Origin of the sequence: Enterococcus sp. DIV1096b (genome assembly GCF_050498765.1) — a bacterium.
GTDB lineage: Bacteria > Bacillota > Bacilli > Lactobacillales > Enterococcaceae > Enterococcus_D > Enterococcus_D entomosocium.
This window is the reverse complement of record NZ_JBMHEK010000001.1, coordinates 3,086,211-3,110,570: the sequence shown is the minus strand read 5'-3', so window position 1 is coordinate 3,110,570 and position 24,360 is coordinate 3,086,211. Positions and strand designations below refer to the sequence as shown.

Annotated in this window: 24 protein-coding genes; 20 read left to right on the top strand and 4 right to left on the bottom strand. The window is 44.1% G+C overall.

Annotation, left to right across the window (positions count from 1 at the left end):
* Positions 1–202 precede the first annotated feature (202 nt).
* From IGJ17_RS14525 to udk, 3 genes are all read left to right on the top strand, one after another.
* The gene (locus IGJ17_RS14525; protein WP_429961569.1) at positions 203–919 is read left to right on the top strand and encodes a pseudouridine synthase; all 717 of its coding nucleotides are present in this window, start codon (positions 203–205) and stop codon (positions 917–919) included.
* A gap of 14 nt (positions 920–933) precedes the next feature.
* Complete coding sequence (locus IGJ17_RS14520) at positions 934–1,617, top strand: YjjG family noncanonical pyrimidine nucleotidase (RefSeq protein ID WP_008379392.1); 684 nt, start codon at positions 934–936, stop codon at positions 1,615–1,617.
* An 83-nt stretch (positions 1,618–1,700) separates the two neighbouring features.
* Positions 1,701–2,324, top strand: a complete 624-nt coding sequence (gene udk / locus IGJ17_RS14515) for a uridine kinase (RefSeq protein WP_005227927.1) — start codon at positions 1,701–1,703, stop codon at positions 2,322–2,324.
* A 350-nt stretch (positions 2,325–2,674) separates the two neighbouring features.
* Here the strand turns inward: udk and IGJ17_RS14510 are convergent, their stop codons facing one another.
* The 3 genes from IGJ17_RS14510 to IGJ17_RS14500 are packed head-to-tail and all read right to left on the bottom strand — an operon-like array spanning position 2,675 to position 5,156.
* Positions 2,675–3,148: a GNAT family N-acetyltransferase gene (locus tag IGJ17_RS14510; RefSeq protein WP_061053337.1), complete on the bottom strand. Its 474-nt coding sequence runs from the start codon at positions 3,146–3,148 to the stop codon at positions 2,675–2,677.
* A gap of 13 nt (positions 3,149–3,161) precedes the next feature.
* Positions 3,162–4,478: a sensor histidine kinase gene (locus tag IGJ17_RS14505; protein ID WP_429961568.1), complete on the bottom strand. Its 1,317-nt coding sequence runs from the start codon at positions 4,476–4,478 to the stop codon at positions 3,162–3,164.
* A gap of 3 nt (positions 4,479–4,481) precedes the next feature.
* Positions 4,482–5,156, bottom strand: coding sequence for a response regulator transcription factor (locus IGJ17_RS14500; RefSeq protein WP_005233644.1), 675 nt, complete (start codon positions 5,154–5,156; stop codon positions 4,482–4,484).
* A gap of 131 nt (positions 5,157–5,287) precedes the next feature.
* Here IGJ17_RS14500 and IGJ17_RS14495 point away from each other — a divergent pair, with 131 nt between their 5' ends.
* The 6 genes from IGJ17_RS14495 (at position 5,288) to IGJ17_RS14470 (ending at position 11,500) form a co-directional block, all read left to right on the top strand.
* Entirely contained in the window at positions 5,288–6,010 is a 723-nt protein-coding gene (locus tag IGJ17_RS14495) for a polyphosphate polymerase domain-containing protein (RefSeq protein WP_429961567.1), read from the top strand.
* Positions 6,000–6,677, top strand: coding sequence for a DUF4956 domain-containing protein (locus tag IGJ17_RS14490; protein WP_005233649.1), 678 nt, complete (start codon positions 6,000–6,002; stop codon positions 6,675–6,677). The genes IGJ17_RS14495 and IGJ17_RS14490 overlap by 11 nt, the downstream gene beginning before the upstream one ends.
* A gap of 15 nt (positions 6,678–6,692) precedes the next feature.
* Positions 6,693–8,549, top strand: a complete 1,857-nt coding sequence (locus IGJ17_RS14485) for a carbohydrate-binding domain-containing protein (RefSeq protein WP_429961566.1) — start codon at positions 6,693–6,695, stop codon at positions 8,547–8,549.
* 170 nt (positions 8,550–8,719) lie between these two features.
* Positions 8,720–10,204: an ABC transporter permease gene (locus IGJ17_RS14480; RefSeq protein WP_429961565.1), complete on the top strand. Its 1,485-nt coding sequence runs from the start codon at positions 8,720–8,722 to the stop codon at positions 10,202–10,204.
* 10 nt (positions 10,205–10,214) lie between these two features.
* A complete protein-coding gene (locus IGJ17_RS14475; RefSeq protein WP_005233653.1) occupies positions 10,215–10,880 on the top strand; it encodes an ABC transporter ATP-binding protein in 666 nt (221 codons plus the stop codon).
* Positions 10,881–11,047: 167 nt separating this feature from the next.
* Entirely contained in the window at positions 11,048–11,500 is a 453-nt protein-coding gene (locus tag IGJ17_RS14470; RefSeq protein ID WP_008379406.1) for a YaiI/YqxD family protein, read from the top strand.
* A 52-nt stretch (positions 11,501–11,552) separates the two neighbouring features.
* Here the strand turns inward: IGJ17_RS14470 and IGJ17_RS14465 are convergent, their stop codons facing one another.
* Positions 11,553–13,295 (bottom strand): ABC1 kinase family protein, encoded by a 1,743-nt coding sequence (locus tag IGJ17_RS14465; RefSeq protein ID WP_016612930.1) that lies wholly within the window; start codon positions 13,293–13,295, stop codon positions 11,553–11,555.
* A gap of 182 nt (positions 13,296–13,477) precedes the next feature.
* On the opposite strand from IGJ17_RS14465, the gene IGJ17_RS14460 reads away from it, so the two are divergent.
* The 11 genes from IGJ17_RS14460 (at position 13,478) to pcp (ending at position 24,174) form a co-directional block, all read left to right on the top strand.
* Positions 13,478–14,572 (top strand): D-alanine--D-alanine ligase, encoded by a 1,095-nt coding sequence (locus IGJ17_RS14460; RefSeq protein ID WP_005233659.1) that lies wholly within the window; start codon positions 13,478–13,480, stop codon positions 14,570–14,572.
* An 86-nt stretch (positions 14,573–14,658) separates the two neighbouring features.
* The gene (locus IGJ17_RS14455; protein WP_429947802.1) at positions 14,659–16,008 is read left to right on the top strand and encodes a UDP-N-acetylmuramoyl-tripeptide--D-alanyl-D-alanine ligase; all 1,350 of its coding nucleotides are present in this window, start codon (positions 14,659–14,661) and stop codon (positions 16,006–16,008) included.
* Positions 16,009–16,298: 290 nt separating this feature from the next.
* Positions 16,299–17,825: a degradosome RNA helicase CshA gene (cshA, locus tag IGJ17_RS14450; protein ID WP_010749100.1), complete on the top strand. Its 1,527-nt coding sequence runs from the start codon at positions 16,299–16,301 to the stop codon at positions 17,823–17,825.
* 202 nt (positions 17,826–18,027) lie between these two features.
* On the top strand, positions 18,028–18,393 hold the full coding sequence (acpS, locus tag IGJ17_RS14445; RefSeq protein WP_005233665.1) for a holo-ACP synthase: 366 nt from the start codon (positions 18,028–18,030) through the stop codon (positions 18,391–18,393).
* A 121-nt stretch (positions 18,394–18,514) separates the two neighbouring features.
* Positions 18,515–19,636, top strand: coding sequence for an alanine racemase (gene alr, locus IGJ17_RS14440; RefSeq protein WP_061053329.1), 1,122 nt, complete (start codon positions 18,515–18,517; stop codon positions 19,634–19,636).
* 9 nt (positions 19,637–19,645) lie between these two features.
* Positions 19,646–20,017 (top strand): type II toxin-antitoxin system PemK/MazF family toxin, encoded by a 372-nt coding sequence (locus IGJ17_RS14435; RefSeq protein ID WP_005227961.1) that lies wholly within the window; start codon positions 19,646–19,648, stop codon positions 20,015–20,017.
* Between the two features lie 8 nt (positions 20,018–20,025).
* A complete protein-coding gene (locus IGJ17_RS14430; RefSeq protein WP_016612926.1) occupies positions 20,026–20,322 on the top strand; it encodes a hypothetical protein in 297 nt (98 codons plus the stop codon).
* Positions 20,323–20,627: 305 nt separating this feature from the next.
* Positions 20,628–21,695: a 23S rRNA (adenine(2503)-C(2))-methyltransferase RlmN gene (gene rlmN / locus IGJ17_RS14425; RefSeq protein ID WP_429961564.1), complete on the top strand. Its 1,068-nt coding sequence runs from the start codon at positions 20,628–20,630 to the stop codon at positions 21,693–21,695.
* 196 nt (positions 21,696–21,891) lie between these two features.
* A complete protein-coding gene (locus tag IGJ17_RS14420; RefSeq protein ID WP_005233676.1) occupies positions 21,892–22,575 on the top strand; it encodes a DUF969 domain-containing protein in 684 nt (227 codons plus the stop codon).
* Positions 22,576–23,496 (top strand): DUF979 domain-containing protein, encoded by a 921-nt coding sequence (locus IGJ17_RS14415; RefSeq protein WP_005233677.1) that lies wholly within the window; start codon positions 22,576–22,578, stop codon positions 23,494–23,496. It abuts the gene before it with no gap.
* Between the two features lie 30 nt (positions 23,497–23,526).
* Positions 23,527–24,174, top strand: coding sequence for a pyroglutamyl-peptidase I (pcp, locus tag IGJ17_RS14410; protein ID WP_034872152.1), 648 nt, complete (start codon positions 23,527–23,529; stop codon positions 24,172–24,174).
* Positions 24,175–24,360: the final 186 nt, after the last annotated feature.

The following is a 24,360-nucleotide window of genomic DNA, read 5'->3' as shown; positions in this document are numbered from 1 at the left end:
AAAGGGCAGTTGTGTACACAACTGCCCCAGAAAGTTTTGGTTCAACTTTTCTCCACCAGGTCATAACGCTGTGTATGAGAAACTATATTTACTTTACTCTTTAACCTTACGCAAAAAGACAAAGAAAGTCAAATCATTTGAAATCCTGGCAGTTTCCTTTCGCTAGATCCTAAGCTATAATAGCCACTATGGAGAAAAATTTATGCGTTTAGATAAAGTGATCGAGCAACAATTGAATACATCCCGGAAAGAGATGAAACGGTTGTTTCAGCAAGGAAAAGTCTTTGTGGATCATAGGATTGAGCGAAGGCCCGAGCGCAACGTCGATAGCAGCTTGCATCAAATCATGGTTGCGGGGCGGCAGTTGGAAACACAGGAACGCTATTATATCGTCAACAAGCCCAAGGGTGTCGTTACAGCCAATCTGGATCAACAGCACCAGACAGTGATCGCTTTGATTGCACCCGAAGATCAACATCCTGATCTTTATGCCGTCGGTCGATTGGATCGGGACACGGAAGGGTTGGTATTAGTTACGACGAATGGTCAGTTAGGCTATGACTTGCTGCATCCCACCAAAAAGGTGACCAAGCGATATGAAGTGGTGGTCAATGACTTGGTGACTCCTGAGGATGTGGCGGCATTTGCTGCAGGGATCACCTTTCATGATGGTGTCACTTGCAAACCAGCTGCCCTAACGATCATCGATGCCCGAGCGGATCATTCCTTTGTTTCGTTAGAAATTGCTGAAGGCAAGTTCCATCAAGTGAAAAAGATGTTTTTAGCCCGAGGGAAAAAAGTCATTCAGCTGAAACGAACAGCGATGGGTTCGCTGGTTCTACCAGATGATTTAGCAGTGGGCAGTTATCGCTCGCTGACGCAAGAAGAATTAAAAGGACTGGCGGCGCATTTCCGCTGAGAAAGAGGGAGAAAATGAAGTATAAAACATTATTATTTGATGTCGATGACACGATCCTCGACTTTCAAGATACCGAAGATCAAGCCTTAAAAGCACTGTTTGAAGCTCATGGCTTGGAAATGACTCCAGAGCGCAAACAAAGCTATCAAACGATCAATCATGATTTGTGGCAGCAGTTTGAGCAAGGGAAAATCACGAGAGACCAAGTTATCAATGAGCGTTTCGGCTTGTTTTTTGAAACGCAAGGCATTCAGGTCGATAGTCCAGCAGTTGAATTGGCGTACCGAGAATTTCTAAATGAAGGACATAAACTGTTAGACAACAGTGATGAGATCTTAGCGGAGTTGGCGCAGCATTTTGACCTATACGTGGTTACGAACGGGGTTTCTGAAACCCAGTACCGTCGCTTGGAAGATGCCAAATTGAAGCCCTATTTCCGTGATATTTTTGTTTCAGAAGACACGGGTTATCAAAAACCAATGAAAGAATATTTTGACTACGTGTTTGCCCGCATACCAAACGTTAAAAAACAAGAAACAGTCATTATTGGCGATTCACTGACTTCAGATATCTTAGGCGGACAATTGGCAGGGATCGACACGATTTGGTTTAATCCAAAGAAAAAAAACAGTGGTGAGATTCAGCCTACCGTTGAGATCGAACGTTTGCAGCAATTACTTCCTTTATTGCAGCACTGATTCTACAGAAACAGTAGTAATTTGCCGAATTTTCGCTATAATAGAACCAGTGTGAATTTTTTAAGATGAAAGAGGTTAATTGAATGACGAATGGCAAGCCCATTATTATTGGTGTGACAGGTGGATCAGGTAGTGGAAAAACAAGCGTGAGTCGGGCGATCTTTAATCATTTCCCCAACCATTCTATTATGATGCTTGAACAAGACTCCTACTATAAAGACCAAAGTGATCTGAGCTTTGAAGAACGGTTGAACACCAACTATGACCATCCTTTTGCATTTGATACTGATTTGTTGATCGATCACTTGCAGCAGCTGCTTGCATATCAAACGATCGAAAAACCTGTCTATGATTATGTCGCTCATACTCGCAGCGAAGCAACGATCATTCAAGAACCCAAAGAAGTCATTATCTTGGAAGGGATCTTGATTTTAGAAGATGAGCGATTACGTAATTTAATGGATATTAAACTTTATGTTGATACAGACGATGATATTCGGATTATTCGCCGAATCAAACGTGATATGGAAGAACGTGGCCGGACGTTGGATTCTGTGATCGAACAATACTTGACGGTCGTAAAACCGATGTATCATCAATTTATCGAACCGACAAAACGGTATGCTGATGTCATCGTACCAGAAGGCGGCGAAAACCACGTAGCCATTGATTTGATTACGACCAAAGTGGCAACCTTTTTATCCTAAGGTTTCTTGAATCCATCGATTTGAACGTTTCTTTTGAGAAGAAACAACTGGTTCATGTAAAACTGCTGATAAGTGCTCTTTCTTGAAAGATGTTTATCCGCAGTTTTTGATTTTATAAAAAAAACAGTAGTATTCCGACTAATTTTATGGTAAAGTAATCCTCATGCGACGAGTCGAGAAGGTCTAGCATTAGCTGACCAGATTGATAGCAGAGGCACACCGCGTAAGCAACCTACCGGATTTGTAGGGTGTCGGAATATTCCTTTTGTGGAGATAGGGTATTCTACTAGCAATAGTACTGTGAGTGAAAAAAGCTGTGAACAATTTTGTTCACAGCTTTTTTTGTTTATTTACGTGAGAGAACAGCGATAGATGGTGGAAGGCTCTCCCCAAGGATGGTAACCAGTGCCAATCGGTTCAAAAGCAAACTGCTCATAAAAAGTAGAAAGATCCGTACATAGATACAAAGAATCAAAGCCAGCTACAGCAGCGCGTTGTTTGGCTGTTTCGATCAAAAGGCGGGCACCACCTTGGCCACGCCACAAAGGGTCCACATACAAGGCGCAAAGCCAAGGGGTCAAATCCATCCGACTGATGAAGTCGTTGGGGATCAAGCCGCCACAGCCGATGATTTGATAACGTCCGTCTGCTGCGATTTCTTCGTTGACCAGCAGCAGCCATTGCGGCAAACTGCTTGTTGAAAAACTATGGGTCAGGCTATCCTCATAAACCATGAGGGAATCGGGACCAGCCCACTGCTTTTGGAAGTAACGAATCGCTTCTGCTAAGTAGTCAGGGTGTTCTTTAAGGGTGATGACCTGCATTTGTTTTTCTCCTTTATCCTTCTTTAGGTAAGCGAATCTGAAAAATAACCCCTCGTGGCTGCAAATCTTTGACCTGGATTTGTCCTTTGTGCTCTTCGACGATTTGCTTGGCGATCGCTAAGCCTAAACCATAGCCGCCGGTCTCCTTGGAGCGAGAACGATCCTCACGGTAGAAGCGGTCAAAGATGCGAGCTTTCTCTTCATCGGAAATAGTTGGTCCAGTATTTTTGACCTCGATCAGCCATTGCTTGTTAGAAATCTCCGATAAGAGCGTAATTTTATCACCACTGCTGGTATATTTTAAGGCATTATCTAGGAGAATCACGAGGACTTGATGAATTTTCTTTTGATCAAAGCAAGCGGTCGTTTTGGCAAAATTTTCGACAATAAAATGTTTTTGATCCAGTTCGGCAATTTCTTTGAAAGGTTTGACTAAGTCATCGATAAACGGAACTAATTCGACGGTTTCTTTCGTTAACAGCAGTTGATTGGAATCGCTGCGGGCAATCGTTAGTAGATCTGCCGTTAATCCAGTTAGCCGTCGGGTTTCCGCTAACGCTTGGGCGATGCTTTCAGATTCTTCAATGATCGTATGATTGGGCTTGGTAAACAGGCGCTCCAGACTATTTTGAATGATCGTCAATGGTGTGCGCAGCTCGTGAGAAGCATTTTCGACAAATTCTTGTTGTTTCTTCCACGAGGCTAAAATCGGGCGCATGTTCAAGCTGGAAAGCAAGTAGCTGATCCCGATCGAGAGAATCCAGAAAAAAATCATCGATAAAATCAAGATGGTTTGGAAATTGTTCATGGCATTTTTGATTTGATTGGTGTTCGCTAAGACTTGGATATAGCCGACCCCGGCGTCATTGGTTGGGGCTTTGGTGGTGATTGAGCGAAACAAAAGCGTCTCTTCTTCCTCTGTCAAGGACTGGTCCACCACTGAAACAGACGTGATACTGTCTAAATGGCTCGTATCTAAAGATAGACTTGCCAATTGCGAAAAACGGCCGCCTAAAGTCTGTTTGTTTAAAATCTCGCCGTCCTCAGACCAAAGGATCAACTGGGTGTTGAAGCGATTGGTACCAGGGATCTTTGGCATTGCACTATCTGGTGGCAATACCTCTAGATTGGATTGCGAAGCGCTGATCTCTGCTTGAATCAAGCGGAGATCTTGGACTGCTTGTTCTAAAGAAATATCGGTTTGACGATAAGCCGATTGGTTGAATAATTGGAGCACGATCGTTCCTAAAAGTAAGAAGACCAAAGCAAAGGCACTGACATTTAGGAGAAATGAGTGCAGTCGCTGTCTCTTAGAGCGTTCTTTATTCATAGACTAGGCTCCTTGCATAATATAGCCGACATTTCGCAACGTACGGATCTCTTTGTCGATTCCTGTCTGGCGCAAGTGTTTTCGCAGATTGCTCATGTAGACTTCTACGACAGTCAGGGTCGTTTCTGAATCGAACCCCCAGATGCGATCAAAAATCTGTTCCTTGGTCAAAATAATGTTTCTATTTTGTAGAAAATAGAGCAGTAGCTCAAATTCTTTCCCTTGAATCGGTAAAAGCTCCCCTTGATAGCTGACCTCGTTGGTGCCAAGGTTACAGAGCAACCCATTATATTCCAGTGTATTTTCATTGAACAAACCTAAGGAGCGTTTTAGCAACGCTTTGATCCGCATCAATAATTCTTCCCGATAAAAAGGCTTGGTCAAATAATCATCAGCCCCTTTTTGAAAGCCGGTTACTTTGTCTTCTAAGCCGTCTTTGGCTGTTAAAATCAGGACGGGTGTTTGGAGTCCTTTTTTTCGTAATGCTGAAAGCACCTCATAGCCGTTCATCTCAGGCATCATCAAGTCAAGAATAATCAAGTCATAGATCCCCGTTTCCGCCTCGTACAAGCCTTCACTGCCATCATATGCTTGCGTGACTTCACCGATTTCGCTGACGATCTCTTTCATATTTTCAGATAATGTTTTGTCATCTTCGATTACTAATAATTTAATCATGTTCCCACCTCTTTAAGGATAAGAATAGCACGAATAGCATAAAAAATGCTTAAAAAAACTGTTTTGTCTTAAGCTGCATTTAAGATAGCTGCCGTAAATTCAGTGCATGGATTTCAAGGGAGGAACATTTTATGAAATTAAAAAAAGTCTTTCAAAGAAAAGAGACGAAATATCTATTAACTAAGGAGCAATTTCCAGCATTTCTTGGCGAGTTGCAGCAAAAAATGACGATCGATGAATATGGGCAACACACGATTATGTCCTTGTATTACGATACCCGGGATTACCGCTTTATTCGTCATTCGATGGACAAACCGAAATACAAAGAAAAATTTCGGGTCCGCAGCTATGGGGTACCGACAGAGCAACAGTTGATTTTTTTAGAGATCAAGAAGAAAGTCAGTGGCGTGGTCTACAAACGCCGCGTTCCGATGCCCTATGCTGACTATTGCCGCTGGATGCAAACGGGGGTCTTGCCGTCAATGAAGGAAGCCCCGCAAATCGCCGCGGAGATCCACTGGTTATTTAAGAAAAACCCGGACCTGCTGCCGAAAGTTTTGATTGCCTATGATCGCCTGTCGCTGTTTGTTGATGATGATAGTGAATTTCGCGTGACGTTCGATCAAAACATTCGCTTTCGCACCTGCGATCTCATGTTAGGTTCCGGTAGTGACGGTGCACTAGTAGCACCGGAAGTCGGAGTGTTGATGGAAGTCAAAGCCCTCGGCTCTTATCCAATATGGTTTGTGGAACTGCTGAACAAATACAGTGTGCGCAAAGGCAGCTTTTCAAAATATGCCCAAACCTATCAACGGCATTTATTCAAGAAGGAGGAACGGTTACATGTTATCTAGTCTATTTTCTGGCGATACGAGCACCCTTGAATGGAGTAGCTTATTGATCTGTATCGCCGCCTCATTGCTTTTAGGATTATTAGTGGCAGCGATCCATATGATCCGCAATGTCTATACGAAAAACTTCGTCATTACCTTGGCAGTCTTACCGATTCTCGTTCAATCGGTGATCATGCTAGTCAACGGCAATCTTGGCACAGGGGTGGCGATCTTAGGTGCCTTCAGTTTGATTCGTTTCCGCTCGGTTCCCGGGGGTTCTAGAGAGATCACCAGCGTCTTTTGGTCGATGGGGATCGGTCTGGCAACTGGGATGGGGTATGTCGGCTATGTTGTCATTTTTTCCATTATCGTGGCGCTTTTCTTGACCCTTTTATATACGATGCCCTTTGGCGATCGACAAGCCACGAGTGAACGGGAACTGAAGGTCACGATTCCGGAAGATTTGGATTATCCACAATTATTCGATGATCTCTTTGAAAAATATACGCATTCTGCCAAACTGACATCGGTTCGAACGACGACGATGGGAAGCTTGTATGAATTGCGCTATCAGTTGCTGTTAAAAGACCAAGCGCAAGAAAAGCAAATCATTGATGAAGTTCGGGTTCGTAATGGCAATTTACCTGTTGTTTTAGGCAAGCTCACCGCTAACCGCGATGAGCTGTAGAAGGAGGAACCTTTTATGAAAAAACTCATTTATCCACTCTTGCTCTCATCGCTGCTCTTAGGCGCTTGCGGGCAAACCGATAGTACTAGCACGAGCAGCAGTTCCAGTTCCGCAGCAGCAGTTTCCGGTTCTGCCGCAGTGACCAACGTTTCAACGACCCTTGATGATTCTGTGGACTATTACGGTAGTTACGAAGAAGAAGATGTCGATGCTTCCTACGATGAGGCAACTGCTACGCAACTTGAATTGAATGGCAGCGACACGACGGCTGTTGATGGCGTTTCAGTGGAAGACCAAACCGTGACGATCACCCAAGCCGGCACCTATGTCGTCAGCGGGTCGTTAAGTAATGGCCAACTGGTTGTCAACGTCAACAAAGAAGAAAAAGTCCATCTGATCTTTGCTGGTGTCACGATCACCAATGAAGACGGGGCGGCCGTCGTCATCGAACAAGCAGAAAAAGTCATCACGACCTTAGCCAGTGATACGACGAATACTCTGACGGATGGCAGCAGCTACACCTTGGCTGAAGGCGAGACAGAACCAGATGCTGCCTTTTATAGTAAAGAAGATTTGTCCATCAACGGCGATGGGACGTTGGTGATCACAGGAAATTACAGCAACGGATTGCGCAGCAAAGATGATTTGGTTTTAGCAGGTGGTACGATTGAAATCACAGCGAAAAACAACGCCATCAAAGGAAAAGATTCCGTATCGATCTTGGCGGGGAACTACACACTGAACACCACTGAAGGAGATGGTATCCAAGCGAATAATACGGAAGATGCGGAAAAAGGCTACGTTGCGATCGATGGTGGTACCTTTACGATCCAAAGTGGTCGTGACGGGATCCAAGCAGAAACAAATTTAAGCATCCAATCAGCTGATATCACGATCAAAACGGCTGACGGAGCCCAAAGTCAGTCGCTAGTGACGGATGAAAGTTACAAAGGATTGAAAGCTGGCGGTGCGATGACCATCAGCAGCGGCACCTTTGCGATCGATAGTGCGGATGATAGCCTGCATGCCAATGATACGATCAACATTGCAGGTGGCACGATCACTGCCAGCAGTGGCGATGATGGGATCCACGCCGACAATGAATTGACGATCTCCGACGGAACGATTTCTATCGAAGAATCCTATGAAGGATTAGAAGCAAGTGTAATCACGATTGCTGGTGGCACGACACACGTCGTGGCTAGCGACGACGGGATCAATGCCGGTGGCGGCAGTGATACGGATGAAACAACGGGACAATTTGGTCAAGACAGTTTTGGTGGCGGCCCTGGCGGCGGCGATACCGCGGATGACAGTAAACAGATCACGATCACTGGTGGAACGTTGGTCATTGATGCCGAAGGGGATGGCCTGGATAGTAATGGCAATGTCACCATGAGTGATGGCGTCGTCATCGTAAATGGTCCAACGACCGGTGGCAATGGTGCTTTGGACTATAACGGAACATTTGAACTCACCGGCGGCGTCTTGTTAGCGGCAGGCACGACCGATATGGCCATGAACGTTAGCGGTGGTAGTCAACAGTCGATCGGAATCAGTTTCGATCAAACCCAATCAGCCGAGACCCTAGTGACCTTAAAGGACAGTCAAGGTCAGACGATCTTGTCCTATGCCCCAAGCAAAAGCTACCAACACGTGGTTCTTTCCAGCCCAGATTTGACCGATAGCAGCTATACGTTGGTCAGTGGTGGGACGAATGATGCACAAGCAGTCTCCGGTTATTATGCTGGCGGAACCCTCAGTGATGGGACAGAGTTAGGAACATTGTCCGTCACGGATACTATCGCTAACTTGACCCAATCAGGTGCAACAGCGACAACCAATCAGATGGGCGGTGGTTTTGGTCGTTAGTTGAAGTTTCACCGATCATCACCAAATGGTTATCAATAAATCGAACAGATCGCAGGCAGTCGTTGCGGTCTGTTTCTATGATTCAAAAAATCAGGAGACGGTTTAAGGTCAATTTAAGCTAGGATCCTTATAGTCGAAAGACAATAAATAGCTATTCAGGAGGAACAAAGATGAATTTTTTGAAACGAGGTCTCCAAAGTTTATGGGCGAAAAAAGGCCGGAGCCTGTTGCTGATCGCCGTATTTTCTGCAATCTTGATTTTTGTATTGGCGGGTCTGACGATTCGCAGTGCGGCACTAGTAGCGACTGAAAATGCCCAGAAAAGTGTTGGCGCAACTGTGACGTTGCAAGCAAACCGCGAGCAGGCTTTTCAGCAAAGGAGCTCTTCTTCTGACAGCGATGACCAAAGCACCCGACCAGATCCAGGGAGTTTTCAATCGACACCAGTAGCGATTACTGATGCCCAAGCGATCGCCGATTTAGACGGGGTTGCCTCATATAGTTTTGAAGTCAGCACCTCTGCTGATGCCGTCAGCGGGATCGAACCGATCTCCAGCAGTGACTCATCGACAGAGTCAGAAGCAACCGATAGCAGCGAGACGGGGCAAATGGACGGTATGCCAGGAGGAATGCCTGGTGGGAATATGAGTACGGGTGATTTCCAAATCACTGGTGTATCAAGCAGTGCGGCGTATACGACTTTTTCGGAAGGAACAGCGACGATCACGGATGGAGAAGGAATTACTTCTGAGGATGAAGGTACGAACCAAGTCCTGATCGAATCCTCACTAGCTGAAGCGAATGATTTGGCGGTCGGAGATACGTTTTCGATCACTGATGCAGAGGACAATGAAGTAGAAGTGACGATCAAGGGAATCTATGAAACGAGTGAAGTTGGCAACAGCATGAGCCAAATGTTTAACTTTCTCAACCCAGCCAACACGATCATTGCCTCTTATACTCTTGCCAATACGTTGAGCGGCAATGAGGACACCATTGATTCAGCAACCTATACCTTGAGTGATCCGTCTGAGATGACAGCATTCGTGGAAGAAGCGGAAGGGTTGATCGATACAGAAACCTACAGCATTCAAACCAACGATCAAATGTATCAGTCGATGCTGACACCATTGAATAATGTCGCTAGCTTTGCAAAAAATATTATTGTGTTAGTTGCTGCTGCCGGTATCATTATTTTGACGTTGATCGTGATGATGTCGATTCGGGAACGTCGCTATGAGATTGGTGTATTGCTCTCTTTAGGCGAGTCACGGGCTAAAGTGATCCTACAGTTTTTCACAGAGATTTTTGTCTGTATGGTGTTTGCTTTAGGGATCGCGGCCGCTAGCGGCAATCTTGTCGGTAATGCCGTCGGAGAGCAATTATTGGCACAACAAACAGAGACAACGACTGATCAAGCAGCCACTGAAAACGCTGGTCCTGGAGGCGGGGAGATGCCGCAAATGGGCGGAAATCGTGGTGGTTCTTTCCCATCCTTCACCCAATCAGCAGAAGTGGAGTCCTTGGAGATCACCGTTTCCCCTCAACAAATTGGTTTATTGGCATTACTCGGTCTAGGGATCAGTTTTGGCTCGATCTTACTCACTTCCGCGGGCATTTTGCGGTTGAATCCGAAAAAAATCTTGGTTTCTTAGGAGGAACGACATGACATTACGAACAGAACAATTAGGATATTGGTATCAAAGCGAAGCAGAAGCGCTGTTTCGTGACGTTGATTTGACCTTTGAACCTGGCAAGATGTATGCGATCTTAGGTTCCAGCGGATCGGGGAAAACAACTTTCCTGTCACTGATCACGGGCCTAGATACACCGAAAGAAGGAAAGATTTTCTACAATGAAGAAACGTTAGCAAAAATCGGATTGCGAGAATACCGCCGCAAAGATGTTTCCATCGTGTTCCAAGCGTATAATCTATTGCCTTATATGTCGGCACTGGACAATGTGATCACAGCCATGGCGATCGCGAAGTCGCAGCAAGCCGATAAAAAGGCCTATGCTTTAGCCAACTTAGCCAAAGTTGGTATCACGGAAGAACTGGCACTGAAAAAAGTGACCCAATTATCGGGTGGGCAACAGCAACGGGTCGCTATCGTTCGCGCGTTGTGCTGTGAACATGAACTGATCGTGGCTGATGAACCGACTGGAAACTTGGATGAAACGACATCTAAAGAAATCGTCAAACTATTTCAAGAAATTGCCCATGAGCAAAAAAAATGTATCATCTTAGTGACCCATGAACAAGAAGTAGCAAAGGCTTGCGATGTCGTTTATGAGTTGAAGGAACGAGCATTTTCTAAAATTGAAAGGTGAGCTTTGCGTATGGTAACTGCTAGTTAGTGAGACAAAGATCGTCATACTTATTCCCTCATTGAGCAAGACTGAAATGAAAATACCGCAAAGTCTGCTTGCATCTTCTAGGTGCTCCTCTTACAATAGAAGTAATTGTAAAAGAAGGAACTTTTGAGAGGAGCAAGCAGATGCGGCTTTTTATTGACGGCGACGGTTCGCCGGTGAAAAATGAAGTGATTGAACTGGCTCAGCAGTATCAGCTGCCGGTAGTGATCGTGACCAGTGTCGATCATTATACGACCAAAGACTATCCCGCCCATGTCCACTTTGTCTATGTCGACAAAGGCTCGGATCGCGCGGATTATGAAATCGTGAAGGAGATAGAACCCGGCGATTTTCTCGTCACCCAAGATTATGGCTTAGCCTCGTTAGTCTTGCCCAAAAAAGCACGAGTTTTTCACCATAACAGTACAGAGTATTTGCCAGAAACGATCGATTTTTTATTAGGTCAACGCTACTTAGGTGCGCAGATGCGTAAAGCAGGCAAGCGCACAAAAGGACCGAAGCCCTTTACGAAAGAGGATCGGGAAGTCTTCAAACGAATCTTTGAAAACGAATTGCGACAGACCCTTGCAAAATAAGCACCCTCAAGACCCAGCTTCTGCATGAAACACGGGAATTGAAGGTGCTTATTTATTTCTTACGAAAACGATCATAAAAGTATTTGCCGACTAAAGCTACGATCGCGAAAAATGCCAAGGTATATCCGAAGATCCCCATCTGATGGACGAAGGCTCCTTGTTGCGGGCTGGCGACCACCAATAAGGAAGAGCCAAGGATGACCGCAGCTAGAATAATACCGATCACCAGTCGATTGACCATCTGATCAAAGCGATCCAATAGCTGTTTTTGTTCGCGGATCTCTAAATTTAACCGGTGTTTACCAGTGGCAAAAGTGTCTAAGACAGCCAAGGTTCGATCAGGAAGATGGCTAAGTGCCCGCAAGCTTTTTGCGGTTGCCAAGGCGCTTTTTTTCACCTCGTCTTCAATACTCAGCTGCTGTAAGAAATATTTTTGTGCAAAAGGCTGAGTGACTTCCATCATTGATAATTCGGGGTCTAAGGCTTTGATCACACCTTCCAAGGTGCCAAAAGCCTTAATCAGCAAGGTGATGTCTCGATGCATCTGCAGTTGGTTATCATGGCAGATCGTGATGACTTCCCCCATCACTTTTTGCAAGTCGATATCCTTTAGCGGCATATTATAGTAGTTTTCAACAAATTTTTGAAGATCCTGATAGAAGGCGACTTCATCAAAGGAACTGCCGCTGCTGTTGCACAAACGCAAGACAGCTTTGCCGACTTCTTGGGTGTCTTGGGTATACAAAGCAATCAATGCATCAGCTAAGCGACTGCGTAATGACTGATCCAAGTGTCCCATCATCCCAAAATCTAAGAAAATCACTTGGTAAGGCGGCATAATCGCTTCTTCTTGCCACTTCAATGAATAATCAACACCGCCGAGGACACCGACGCGCTGTTTGACTTGGAATGGTTTTGGTCGGTTGGTTTGATCTGTGAAGACATGTAAAAAAAGATTGCCAGGATGCGGATCAGCGTGAAAGAAGCCATCTTCAAAGACTTGCTTCATAAAGTTTTCGACTAATAGCGTTCCCACTTGTTTTTTCACTGCTTTCACGGACTGATTGTCATAAACGATATCTTGATTGCTGCGGGTCAGCAAGCAGTTCAAACTTTCACCGGCCATGTAATCCATGACTAATACTTTTTGGGTGCACCATTCGGGATAAACTTTTGGCAATGCCAATTGCGGGTTTTGGTGATTGTTACGGTAGAATTCCTGCGCATTTTTCATCTCTTGTAAAAAATTTGTTTCATTGGCAAGGGATCGTCTGACTTCGCTTAACACGCTTTTTAAATCCACCACATTGGCTTCTGGAATTGCACGAACCAACGGTAGAGCCTTTTCAAAAAGATCGAGATCCACTTGAATCGCCGCAATGATTCCCGGATGCTGCACTTTGACGATCACTTCTTTGCCGCTGATCAAGTTTGCTCGGTGGGCTTGTCCGATGGAAGCTGAGGCGACTGGGATTTCATCAAAAGCGGAAAAAACTTCCGTTAGTGGCTGCTGTAGTTCTGCTTCCAGCAGTGCTTTGACCTTGGGAAATGGATCACTTTTGACATTGTCTTGTAACTGCTTGAAGGCATCAACGAAAGTGCTGGAAAGCAGGTCATTGCGGACCGAAAGCATCTGCCCGATTTTGATAAATGTTGGTCCTAATTCTTCAAACGCTTGACGCACCATTTCGGGATGCTGCTGTTTGCTGATATTTTGAACGACTTTGTATTTCAAAAAGACTTGAAGGATTTGTTTTAATCGTCCTTTTCTAGAAGGAGCAGTTTGTTCTGTCATAGGTCCCACCTCTTTAAACGTGCCGTGATATATTCATAGTACTGACAAAATGAAAAACATTCAACTAACGACTGTGTAAGCTTAAAGAAATTTCTGCAAGATTTAATGCCGGTTGGTCGATTTTGTGCTAAAATGTGGAAGACTTAGTTTGGTAGAATCAATGAATACAGGAGGAAATTCTTTTGAAAATCATTTTATTATACGGGGGACGCAGTGCAGAGCATGAGGTATCACTGTTATCCGCTTTTTCAGTTGTTAATGCTGTATATTATAATTACTACCAAGTTCAATTAGTAATGATCACTAAAGAAGGACGCTGGTTAAAAGGCCCATTATTGTCTGAGGCGCCAACGTCACCAGATACTTTGGCATTGACCAACGAAGAGACCAAAGGGGAAGAAATTTCACCTGGGGCCATCTATGAAGAAGACGCGATCGTCTTTCCATTGCTCCATGGACCAAACGGCGAAGACGGCACGATCCAAGGGTTTTTAGAAACCATCGGAATGCCTTATGTCGGTGCTGGTGTCTTGACTAGTGCCTGTGGGATGGACAAAATCATGACCAAGTACATCTTGCAAGCTGCGGGAATTCCGCAAGTTCCGTATGTACCAGTCTTGAAAAATGCGTGGAAAGAAAATCCGAAAAAGATTTTCGATCAATGCGAAGGCAGTCTCCTTTATCCGATGTTTGTCAAACCAGCCAACATGGGATCAAGTGTCGGTATCTCGAAAGCCGAGAACCGCGAAGAACTGCAAAATGCGTTGCAAGAAGCGTATCGCTACGATACCCGAGCAATCGTTGAACAAGGAATCGAAGCCCGTGAGATCGAAGTCGCTGTTCTTGGAAACGAAGACGTGCGGACCACCATGCCGGGAGAAATCGTGAAAGATGTTGCCTTTTATGATTACAATTCCAAATACATTGACAACCGAATCGAGATGCAGATTCCTGCACAAATTCCCGAAGAAACACAAGCCAAAGCCCAAGAGTTTGCGAAAAAAGCCTATACAATGCTAGGCGGCAGCGGATTGAGCCGTTGTGATTTCTTTTTGACTAATAAAAATGAGCTCTTTTTAAATGAGCTGAACACGATGCCAGGGTTCACTGAATTTAGCATGTACCCATTGCTATGGGAAAAGACCGGATTGCCGTATGGTGATTTGATTGAAGAATTGATCCAATTAGGGATGAATCGTTTCAACCAAAGACGTTCTTTCTTGACGAATGTGGAAGAAGCAGAAGTTGAAGCAGAGAATGAAAAAGAAGCAGAATAAATAGCAGGAAGAAAGCCAGCTCAACTCAAGGAAAATACTTGAAGCGATCTTGTGCTTTCTTTTTTTGTAAAAAAGGAGCGAAACTGATGAATTTTACTGTAAAAGAAGCCGCTGCCGTATTTGGTCAGCCAATTGAAAATGAGACACCACTTGCCTCTGTGGAGTTTGACAGCCGTCTAATCAAAGAAAACAGTCTTTTTGTTCCCTTGGCGGGGACTCGGGATGGACATGAATTTGCCCAACAAGCCAAAGACAATGGTGCGATCGCGACATTGTGGAGTCATCCCACCATCCAACCACCGCAAGGCATCCTTGTGATACCCGTCAAGGATACTGTCAAAGCGTTCCAACAGTTAGCACGAGCCTACAAAGAAAAACTTGCGCCAAAAATCATCGCTATTACCGGAAGTAATGGGAAAACAACCACAAAAGATATGGTAGACGCGGTTATGGCACAAAAATACCAGACCTACAAAACTCAAGGTAACCATAACAATGAACTAGGCGTGCCTTTGACTATCTTGCATGCACCAGAAGATACGCAAGTGTTGATTTTAGAAATGGGAATGGACCATGCAGGAGAGATCGAAGTCCTTTCGCGCTTAGCAGAACCTGATGCAGCGGCGATCACGTTGATTGGCGAAGCCCACATTGAAAACTTAGGGTCCAGAGAAGGGATCGCCAAAGCCAAAATGGAGATCACCGCAGGATTGAAAAAAGACGGCTTCTTTATGATGCCGGCGGATGAACCATTGTTAGACCCCTTTGTTCCTAACTTGACGCAGCCCATTGAAACTTTTGGCTTAACAGAGGGAGATCTGCAAGGAGACATCGTAGAGGAATCGCAAGATCAAACGATTTTTACGGTAGCAGGTAAGACTTTTACCTTACCGGTATTAGGCGGTTATAATGTCAAAAATGCCTTGATCGCGATTGGTTTAGGACGTCATTTTGGTGTATCAAATGAAGCCATCAAGGAGGGCTTGGCGCATTTTCAATTAACGAAAAATCGGACCCAATGGGTGACTGCCGGTAATGGAGCAGCGATTTTGAGCGATATTTACAATGCTAATCCGACTGCCATGGGTCTCGTATTGGATAGTTTCCGCAAATTGCCGTTAGAAGGAAGACGGATCGCCGTATTGGCAGATATGCTTGAGTTAGGACCAGATTCTGCACAAATGCACGAGCAGATGGCCGCACATTTAGATGACTCGTTCCAACTAGTTTTTCTTTATGGCAAAGAAATGCAAGCATTGCAAAAACGACTAGCTCAGTCACCACTTGCTGACAAGGTGCGCTATTTTGCGACAGATGAAAAACTACAACTGATCGCCTCCTTAAAGGAAACTTTAGAACCTTCCGACAGCTTGGTAATCAAAGGGAGCAATGGCATGGGCTTGAGCGAAGTCGTTGATGCACTAAAAGGAATGTAAAGCGGAGTTGAAATCTTGCTGAAACTTTCAAAACGTGTTATACTTATCTAACGCCGAAAGATGAAGCACAGAATGATTACTGTAAAAAACATTGACGTTTTGAGATAAAATGATGGCTGAGACAAACAACACTTGTTTTAGCCTTTTATAATGCCTTCGTGAAGCGGTTTTTCGGTACCGAGAGAAAGATAAGAGTAAATGGGACTACTCTTGTGTTTCTGAAGAACTAACCTACGCTTCGATGATAGAAAAACAGGCATCGAAAAGATGACCAGCCTAGGAGGATCCATTTGAAATTTAAAGATCTAGAATTATCCAACGAATTATTGACTTCTGTTGAGCGTGCCGGCTTTGAAGAAGCAACACCCATCCAAGAAGCAACGATTCCATTAGCCTTAGCAGGCAAAGACGTGATCGGTCAAGCACAGACCGGTACTGGTAAAACCGCCGCATTTGGTTTGCCAATGTTAGAAAAAATCGACCCAGCGAACCATCAACTACAAGGATTAGTGATTGCCCCAACCCGTGAATTAGCGATCCAAACCCAAGAAGAATTGTATCGTCTTGGTAAAGACAAAAAAATTCGCGTTCAAGCAGTTTACGGTGGAGCCGATATCGGCCGTCAAATCCGTCAATTAAAAGATCGTCCCCATATCGTAGTTGGTACGCCAGGACGTATGTTAGACCATATCAACCGCCACACCTTAAAATTAGGTACGGTTGAAACGCTTGTATTAGATGAAGCAGACGAAATGTTGAACATGGGCTTCTTGGAAGATATTGAAAAAATCATCAGCCAAGTGCCAGATGTTCGTCAAACGTTGCTATTTTCAGCAACAATGCCGCCAGCAATCAAAAATATCGGCGTGAAATTCATGAAAGAGCCTGAACATGTTCAAATCAAAGCCAAAGAAATGACCGCTGATTTGATTGATCAATACTATGTTCGCTCAAAAGATTACGAAAAATTCGATGTCATGACTCGTTTGTTGGATGTGCAATCACCAGAATTGACGATCGTTTTCGGTCGTACGAAACGTCGTGTTGATGAATTGGCACGTGGTTTAGAAGCCCGTGGCTACAAAGCTGAAGGCATTCATGGGGACCTTTCTCAACAAAAACGGATGAGCGTTTTACGTTCATTTAAGAGTGGTCAATTAGATATCTTAGTTGCCACAGACGTAGCAGCTCGCGGATTAGATATTTCTGGTGTTACACACGTTTACAACTACGATATCCCTCAAGATCCTGAAAGCTATGTTCACCGGATCGGACGTACAGGTCGTGCCGGAAAAGGCGGAATGTCAGTGACTTTCGTTACACCAAACGAAATGAGCTACTTGCATGTCATTGAAAACTTAACGAAAAAACGGATGACACCAATGCGCCCACCAACCGAAAAAGAAGCTTTTAAAGGTCAATTAGGTGCCGCAATCGAATCTGTTGAAACAAAATTGGATGAAAATGGTTTGGATAAATACTTGCAAGCAGCCGACGATCTTTTGGAACGTTATTCTGCACAAGATTTAGCAGCACTGCTTCTAAAAACAATGGCGAAAGATCCAGCTGATTTAGAACCAGTCAAAATCACACCAGAACGCCCATTACCTCAAGGAAAAAAATCATTCAATAAAAACGGACGTCGCAGCAATAACAGCAATGGCGGCAATCGTAACCGCAAAGAAAACGGTGGGAACCGTGGCGGCGGAAACGGCAATAAAGCCCGTGGTAACTATTCAAAAGATGGTGCCCGTAAAAACAATCGCCGTAGCAACGACAAAAAACGCGGTTTCGTTATCAGAAATAACCAAGACTAATTGAGTTTGTGGACCTTGTAAGGAAACTTGCAAGGTCTTTTTTATATAAAAAACAAATACGAGTGATTGAAAATCTTAATCTCCGTATAAACTCGTCAGATTTGAATGGTAATTCGCCATTTTTTTGGTAGAATGGTAACTAGCTAAACAAGGGCCAATTCCAATTTGGAAACCCCTATCTTAAGTAAAGGTAGCGAGAAGAATGATTAAAGGAATCGGGATCGATGCAGTCGAGCTGCCTCGAATGAAAGAATTAATTGAAAAAAAACCTCAGTTTATAACGCGTATTTTAACAGAGAAGGAAGCAAAATTATTTGCCCGTTTGCCCCTGAAACGTCAGGTAGAGTTCCTCGGGGGGCGCTATGCCTGCAAAGAAGCGTTCTCCAAAGCTTGGGGGACAGGGATCGGCAAAGTTTCTTTTCATGATATTGAAGTCTTGACCAATGAATTCGGTGCACCGATCGTTACCAAAGCACCGCACCCTTTAGAAAAAACGTTTGTCAGTATCACCCATACAAATGATACTGCCTTTGCACAAATTATCTTAGAAGTATCGGATAGTGAGTAACCTGAGTGGAAGTCGTCACTTGGTGAAAAAACTACGATACTTTATGGACGAACAGCCGACTACATAAAACCAACTTAATTTGTTTGTCTGATCAAGCATTAGTAGAAAGAAGGAACTGGAAATGGTGGTTGCTTACCATAGACCAACGAAAGCGATTATTGATACGACCGCGATTACCGAAAACATCAAAAATGAGATTGCTCACTTACCAAGCGAGACGTTTCTTTTTGCGGTGGTAAAAGCCAATGGGTACGGACACGGAGCGGTACAAACTGCTCAAGCAGCCAAAGAAGGCGGTGCAGCCGGTTTTTGCGTTGCGACGATCGATGAGGCAATCGAATTGCGAGAAGCAGGAATCACTGACCCGCTGCTGATTTTAGGGGTTGTGAACGTGCAAGATATTCCCTTACTTGCAGAATACGATTTTTCTTTTCCAGTCGCTTCGATGGACTGGTTGGTAGAAGCCGGTACTTATTTGGAGGAGAATCCTATAAAGACACCGCTTAAAGTACATGTCAAAGTGGATACCGGCATGGGGAGAATCGGTTTTTTGACCCCAGAAGAAGTGCTTCAAGCCGTTCTTTGGTTGGAAACTCATCCCACATTTGATTGGGAAGGAATCTTTACCCATTTCTCCACAGCCGATCAAGCTGATACAACTTATTGGGAAACACAGCACCAGCGGTTTAAAGAAGTCTTAACTGTTTTGCCTTATTTGCCGACATATATACATACAGGCAATAGCGCGACCTCCTTGTGGCACAAAGAGGCCGTTGGGAATATGGTCCGTTTTGGGATCGCGATGTATGGATTGAATCCGTCAGGTCATGCATTGAAGGAACCATTTTCCTTAAAACCAGCCCTTTCACTTGTTTCTGAACTGATCCAAGTGAAATTACTTGAAAAAGGAGCGGGGATTGGCTATGGTGAGACATATATCACGCCCCGTCAGGAATGGATCGGCACTGTGCCTATCGGTTATGCGGATGGCTGGTTACGAAAAATGCAAGGCTTCTCACTCTTAGTAGAAGGCGAACCTTGTGAAATCGTCGGTCGGGTGTGTATGGATCAACTGATGATTCGTTTGCCGCGAGCCTTTGCTGTCGGTACAACGGTCACGTTGATTGGTGAGAATCATGGGAAACGAATTACGATGCAGGATGTTGCAGACCAGTTAGAAACGATTCACTATGAAGTAGCGTGCACCCTCTCAGCAAGGGTTCCGCGAGAATATAAAAGTTAGGGTGGTCCTATGGTAAAAAGGGGAGATATTTATTTTGCCGATCTTTCACCAGTCGTTGGATCGGAGCAAGGCGGAATACGACCGGTCTTGATCATTCAAAATGACTTGGGCAATCACTTCAGTCCCACCGTGATCATTGCGGCGATCACGGCAAAAATGGCGAAGCCGAAATTACCAACCCACATTGGGATTTCCGCTTCTTGCACAGGGATTGGCAAAGACTCCGTCATTTTGATGGAACAGATCCGCACGATCGACAAAAGTCGGTTGAAAGAAAAAGTTTGTCATTTAGACGATAAAGTGATGTGTGAAGTCGATGCTGCTTTGATGATCAGTATTGGTGTGGAGCCGACCTTTGCTACATCAACGATCGAGGTGTAAAACAAGCAATGGGGTATGTAGTATTAATAGTAGTTGTCATTTTATTGATTCTCTTTACTTATAAACATATTCGCCGTTTTCTTTCAGAAACCAAAAAGCGCAACGAAACCATGGAACAAGGGTATTACCTTGTCAGTCATACATATGAAGAGAAACGGGAACAGACCCATTATTACGGCGTTTTTCAACAAGGAGACAAAGAACTGATATTAGAAATGTCACTCCAGCTTTATTTACAGCTACAGCCACCGCAACGGGGGATGTTGACCGCCAAAGAAGGCCGAGTCCTTTCTTTTGAAGGGTGATCATGTGAAGAAAGCAGTGCCCATGAGAGAGTATCTCTTCAAGGAAAAGCAAACAAGCAGGAAAGAGCTGCTCCATTTATTTCACAGGAGTTGGTTCATTCACTGCTTGTTTTTTATGACTAAAATGTTTGTGAGAGCTATTTCAAGTAAGATGGCGTGATGGATGGGAACATTGAGCATCGAAAAAATGATCAACCAGCGCAGTAGAGCAACGGTTTTGCTTTGACAAACAACCAAGGTACGGTTGCTTTTCACAAAGAATTCAGTTATAGTATGTAGCGACTAGTTTGAAAAGAGGGAAAAAAGTGAACCCATCGATTTATGGACTTACCAAATCAGATCTATCTTTGTGGATAACTGAACAAAATGAAAAGAAATTTCGAGCCAACCAAGTGTGGGAGTGGCTCTATGAAAAACGAGTAACCAGCTTTGAAGAAATGACCAATTTACCGAAACCTTTGATTGAGAAACTGACGGCAGCCTTTGTGATCAATCCCCTGAAGCAGATGGTGGTACAAGAAGCCAGTGATGGGACCGTCAAGTATTTATTTCAATTGCCCGACAATCACATGATTGAAACGGTCTTGATGCGTCAAGAGTATGGCATGTCGGTTTGTGTGACGACCCAAGTCGGTTGCAACATCGGTTGTACCTTTTGTGCCAGTGGGTTATTAAAGAAACAGCGGGATTTAACAGCAGGCGAGATCGTGGCTCAAATCATGTTAGTACAACACTATTTTGATGAACGCAACGAGGGAGAACGGGTCTCTCACGTAGTCGTCATGGGGATCGGCGAACCCTTTGATAACTATGACAATGTGATGAATTTCTTGCAGATCATTAACGACCCAAAAGGTTTAGCGATCGGTGCGCGGCATATTACCGTGTCAACCAGCGGCTTGGCGCATAAAATCAAAGAGTTTGCGGAGAACGGCTTGCAAGTGAACCTAGCGATTTCGCTGCATGCCCCAAATAATGAAGTCAGAACCTCCATGATGCGGATCAATCGGAGCTTCCCGATTGAAAAACTGATGGCAGCGGTCGATTATTATTTAGAAAAAACCAATCGTCGCATCACGTTTGAGTATATCATGCTGGATCATGTCAACGACCGACCGGAACATGCCCGTCAGTTGGCAGCATTATTGAAGGATAAAAAGAAATTGTCTTACGTCAACTTGATTCCTTATAACCCAGTGAGTGAGCATGACCAATATGCTCGAAGTAAAAAAGCCGATGTGTTAGCTTTTTATGACATTTTAAAGAAAAACGGCATCAACTGTGTGATTCGTAAAGAACATGGGACAGATATCGACGCAGCATGCGGACAGCTGCGAAGCAAACAAATGAAAAAAGAAGCTTCTGCTTCTTAAACAAAAAAAACCAAAAGAAGGACTGCACAAGCGCAGTTCTTCTTTTGGTTTTTTATTATCTAAGCAATTAAAAAACGCCTTAAAGAAAGCGTATTCCTGTAAAGAAAATTCAAAAAACATTGTTTTACAAGAAAAAAATAGATTATACTAAAAGCTGGTATTCATTAAAAATAACTTACTGTGAAAGGATGATTTGATGGAATGGATTAAATTAATTGGTATTCTAGTTATTTTAGTCGGCTTTTTGCTGAAGCTAGATACTATTGCTGTCGTAATCGTTGCTGGTTTTGTCACCGCGCTTGTATCGGGAATTTCTGTTGTTGATTTTTTAACAATGTTAGGAGAAGCGTTTGTCAATAATCGACTCGTTACACTGTTCTTGTTGACATTACCAATGGTCGGCTTGTCGGAACGTTTTGGCTTGAAACAGCAGGCCGTCATATTGATTGAAAAAATCAAAGGCTTGACACCAGGGAAGTTTTTGAGTTTGTACTTATTTATTCGGGAACTTGCTGGCTTTTTCTCTATTCGGATCCAAGGACATACGCAATTTATCCGCCCAATCGTTAACCCGATGGCGCAAGCTGCTGGGGAAAATAAATTTGGGGAACTGGATGAAAAAGATCAGGAAAAAATCAAAGCTCGGGCTGCCGCTAATGAAAATTTCGGGAATTTCTTTGCGCAAAATACCTTCGTGGCTGCTTCTGGTGTGCTGTTGATCGTAGGAACGTTGCAATCACTTGGATATGATGTGGCAGCTAGTTCGATCGCTCAAGCATCATTGCCGATCGCATTGATCGTCTTAGTTATTGCCACGTTATCGAACTTGCTCTTTGATCGCAAATTAGCAAAAAAATATGGCAAGAAGGAGGAGAAATAGATGGAAGGAATCGTTAACGGATTACTAGAATTCTTTTATATCTTGATTGGGCTGCTGTCGATCATGACGGCTGTCCGGGTTTTTCGTGAAGCAGACCATCCTACACGATTGGGCACCTCTGCCTTTTGGTTACTGCTAGGGGTCGTCTTTGCTTTCGGAAATTTTTTGCCGTATCTTGTGGACGGAATTTTGATCGTTTTGATGGGCTGTTTGACCTTCTTCAAACAAGTACAGATCGGTAAAATCGTCGACGTTGATGATGAAAAAGCCGAAGCGTCAGCAAAACGGATCGGTAGTACGATCTTCGTACCATGTATCAGCTTGGCATTGATCGCTGTGGTGATTTCTTATACACCATTAGGGGGCCAAGTGGGGATCGGGATCGCGTCGATCTTAGCACTCTTGTTGGCAGTCGTGCTAACTTCCGCTAAACCAAAAACAGTGTTAGACGATTCCGACCGGATGCTTCGCCAAGTCGGAACTGCCGGTATCTTGCCGCAGTTATTAGCAGCACTAGGTGTCATTTTTAACGCTGCTGGTGTTGGTGATGTGATTTCTCAAGGAATCTCTGGCGTCGTGCCAGAAGGCAATCGTTTTATCGGTGTCGTGGCTTACTGTTTAGGAATGATGATCTTTACTATGATCATGGGAAATGGCTTTGCAGCATTTACCGTTATAACTGCCGGTATTGGCGTACCTTTCGTAATGGCGCAAGGCGGCGATCCAGTTGTTGCTGGTGCTTTAGCAATGACCGCTGGTTTTTGCGGCACGTTGCTGACCCCGATGGCAGCCAATTTCAATGCACTGCCAGTGGCTTTGTTAGAGATGAAAGACCCTAATGGTGTCATTAAAGCACAAGCTCCAATTGCTTTATTATTGTTAGTGATCCACATCGCTTTAATGTACTTTTGGGCATTTTAGTGGTAAAACAGAGATGGAAGGATGATGGAAATGAAACTATTAATTACCGGATTTGATCCATTTGGCGGAGAAGCAATCAATCCTGCCTTAGAAGCAGTGAAATTACTGCCAGATACAATTCATGGTGCACAGATCGTGAAAGTAGAGATCCCCACTGTATTTGGGAAATCAGCGGCGATCGTCGAAGAGAAAATTGAAGAGGTCCACCCAGATGTCGTCTTAAACATCGGTCAAGCGGGCGGCCGGTTTGCCATCTCACCAGAACGAGTGGCAATCAATGTGGATGATGCCCGGATTCCTGATAATGAAGGCAATCAACCCGTCGATGAAGCGATCCAAACAGAAGGAAAGCCTGCCTACTTCACACAACTGCCAATCAAAGCAATGGTAGAAAATATGAAAAAAGCAGGAATACCTGCAGCTGTTTCTAATACTGCTGGAACCTTCGTCTGCAACCACATCATGTATCAAGTACAATACATGATCGATACAAAATACCCTGAAATGAAAGGCGGTTTTATTCACGTGCCATTTATTCCTCAGCAAGTCGTCGATAAAGCAGGACAGCCTGCAATGAGCATCGAAGACATCGCCAAAGGATTAACTGCAGCAGTGGAAGCTATCGTTGATTATGCCGACAAAGAAGATTTAAAAGCGATTGGCGGCGCGATCCATTAATCATTGAAGGACATCCTTTCGAGGACAAAACAAAAGTTCTTAAAATGAAAAGACCTGATCAGTAAGCATGCGATCAGGTCTTTTTTGTCTGAATTTGATAAGAAATCATCTTTGTTTTCTGCATGTTTACTTTTCTATCAGACATTTCTCATTTTGATGACTGAAATGAAAAAAGCAGACAGAAAA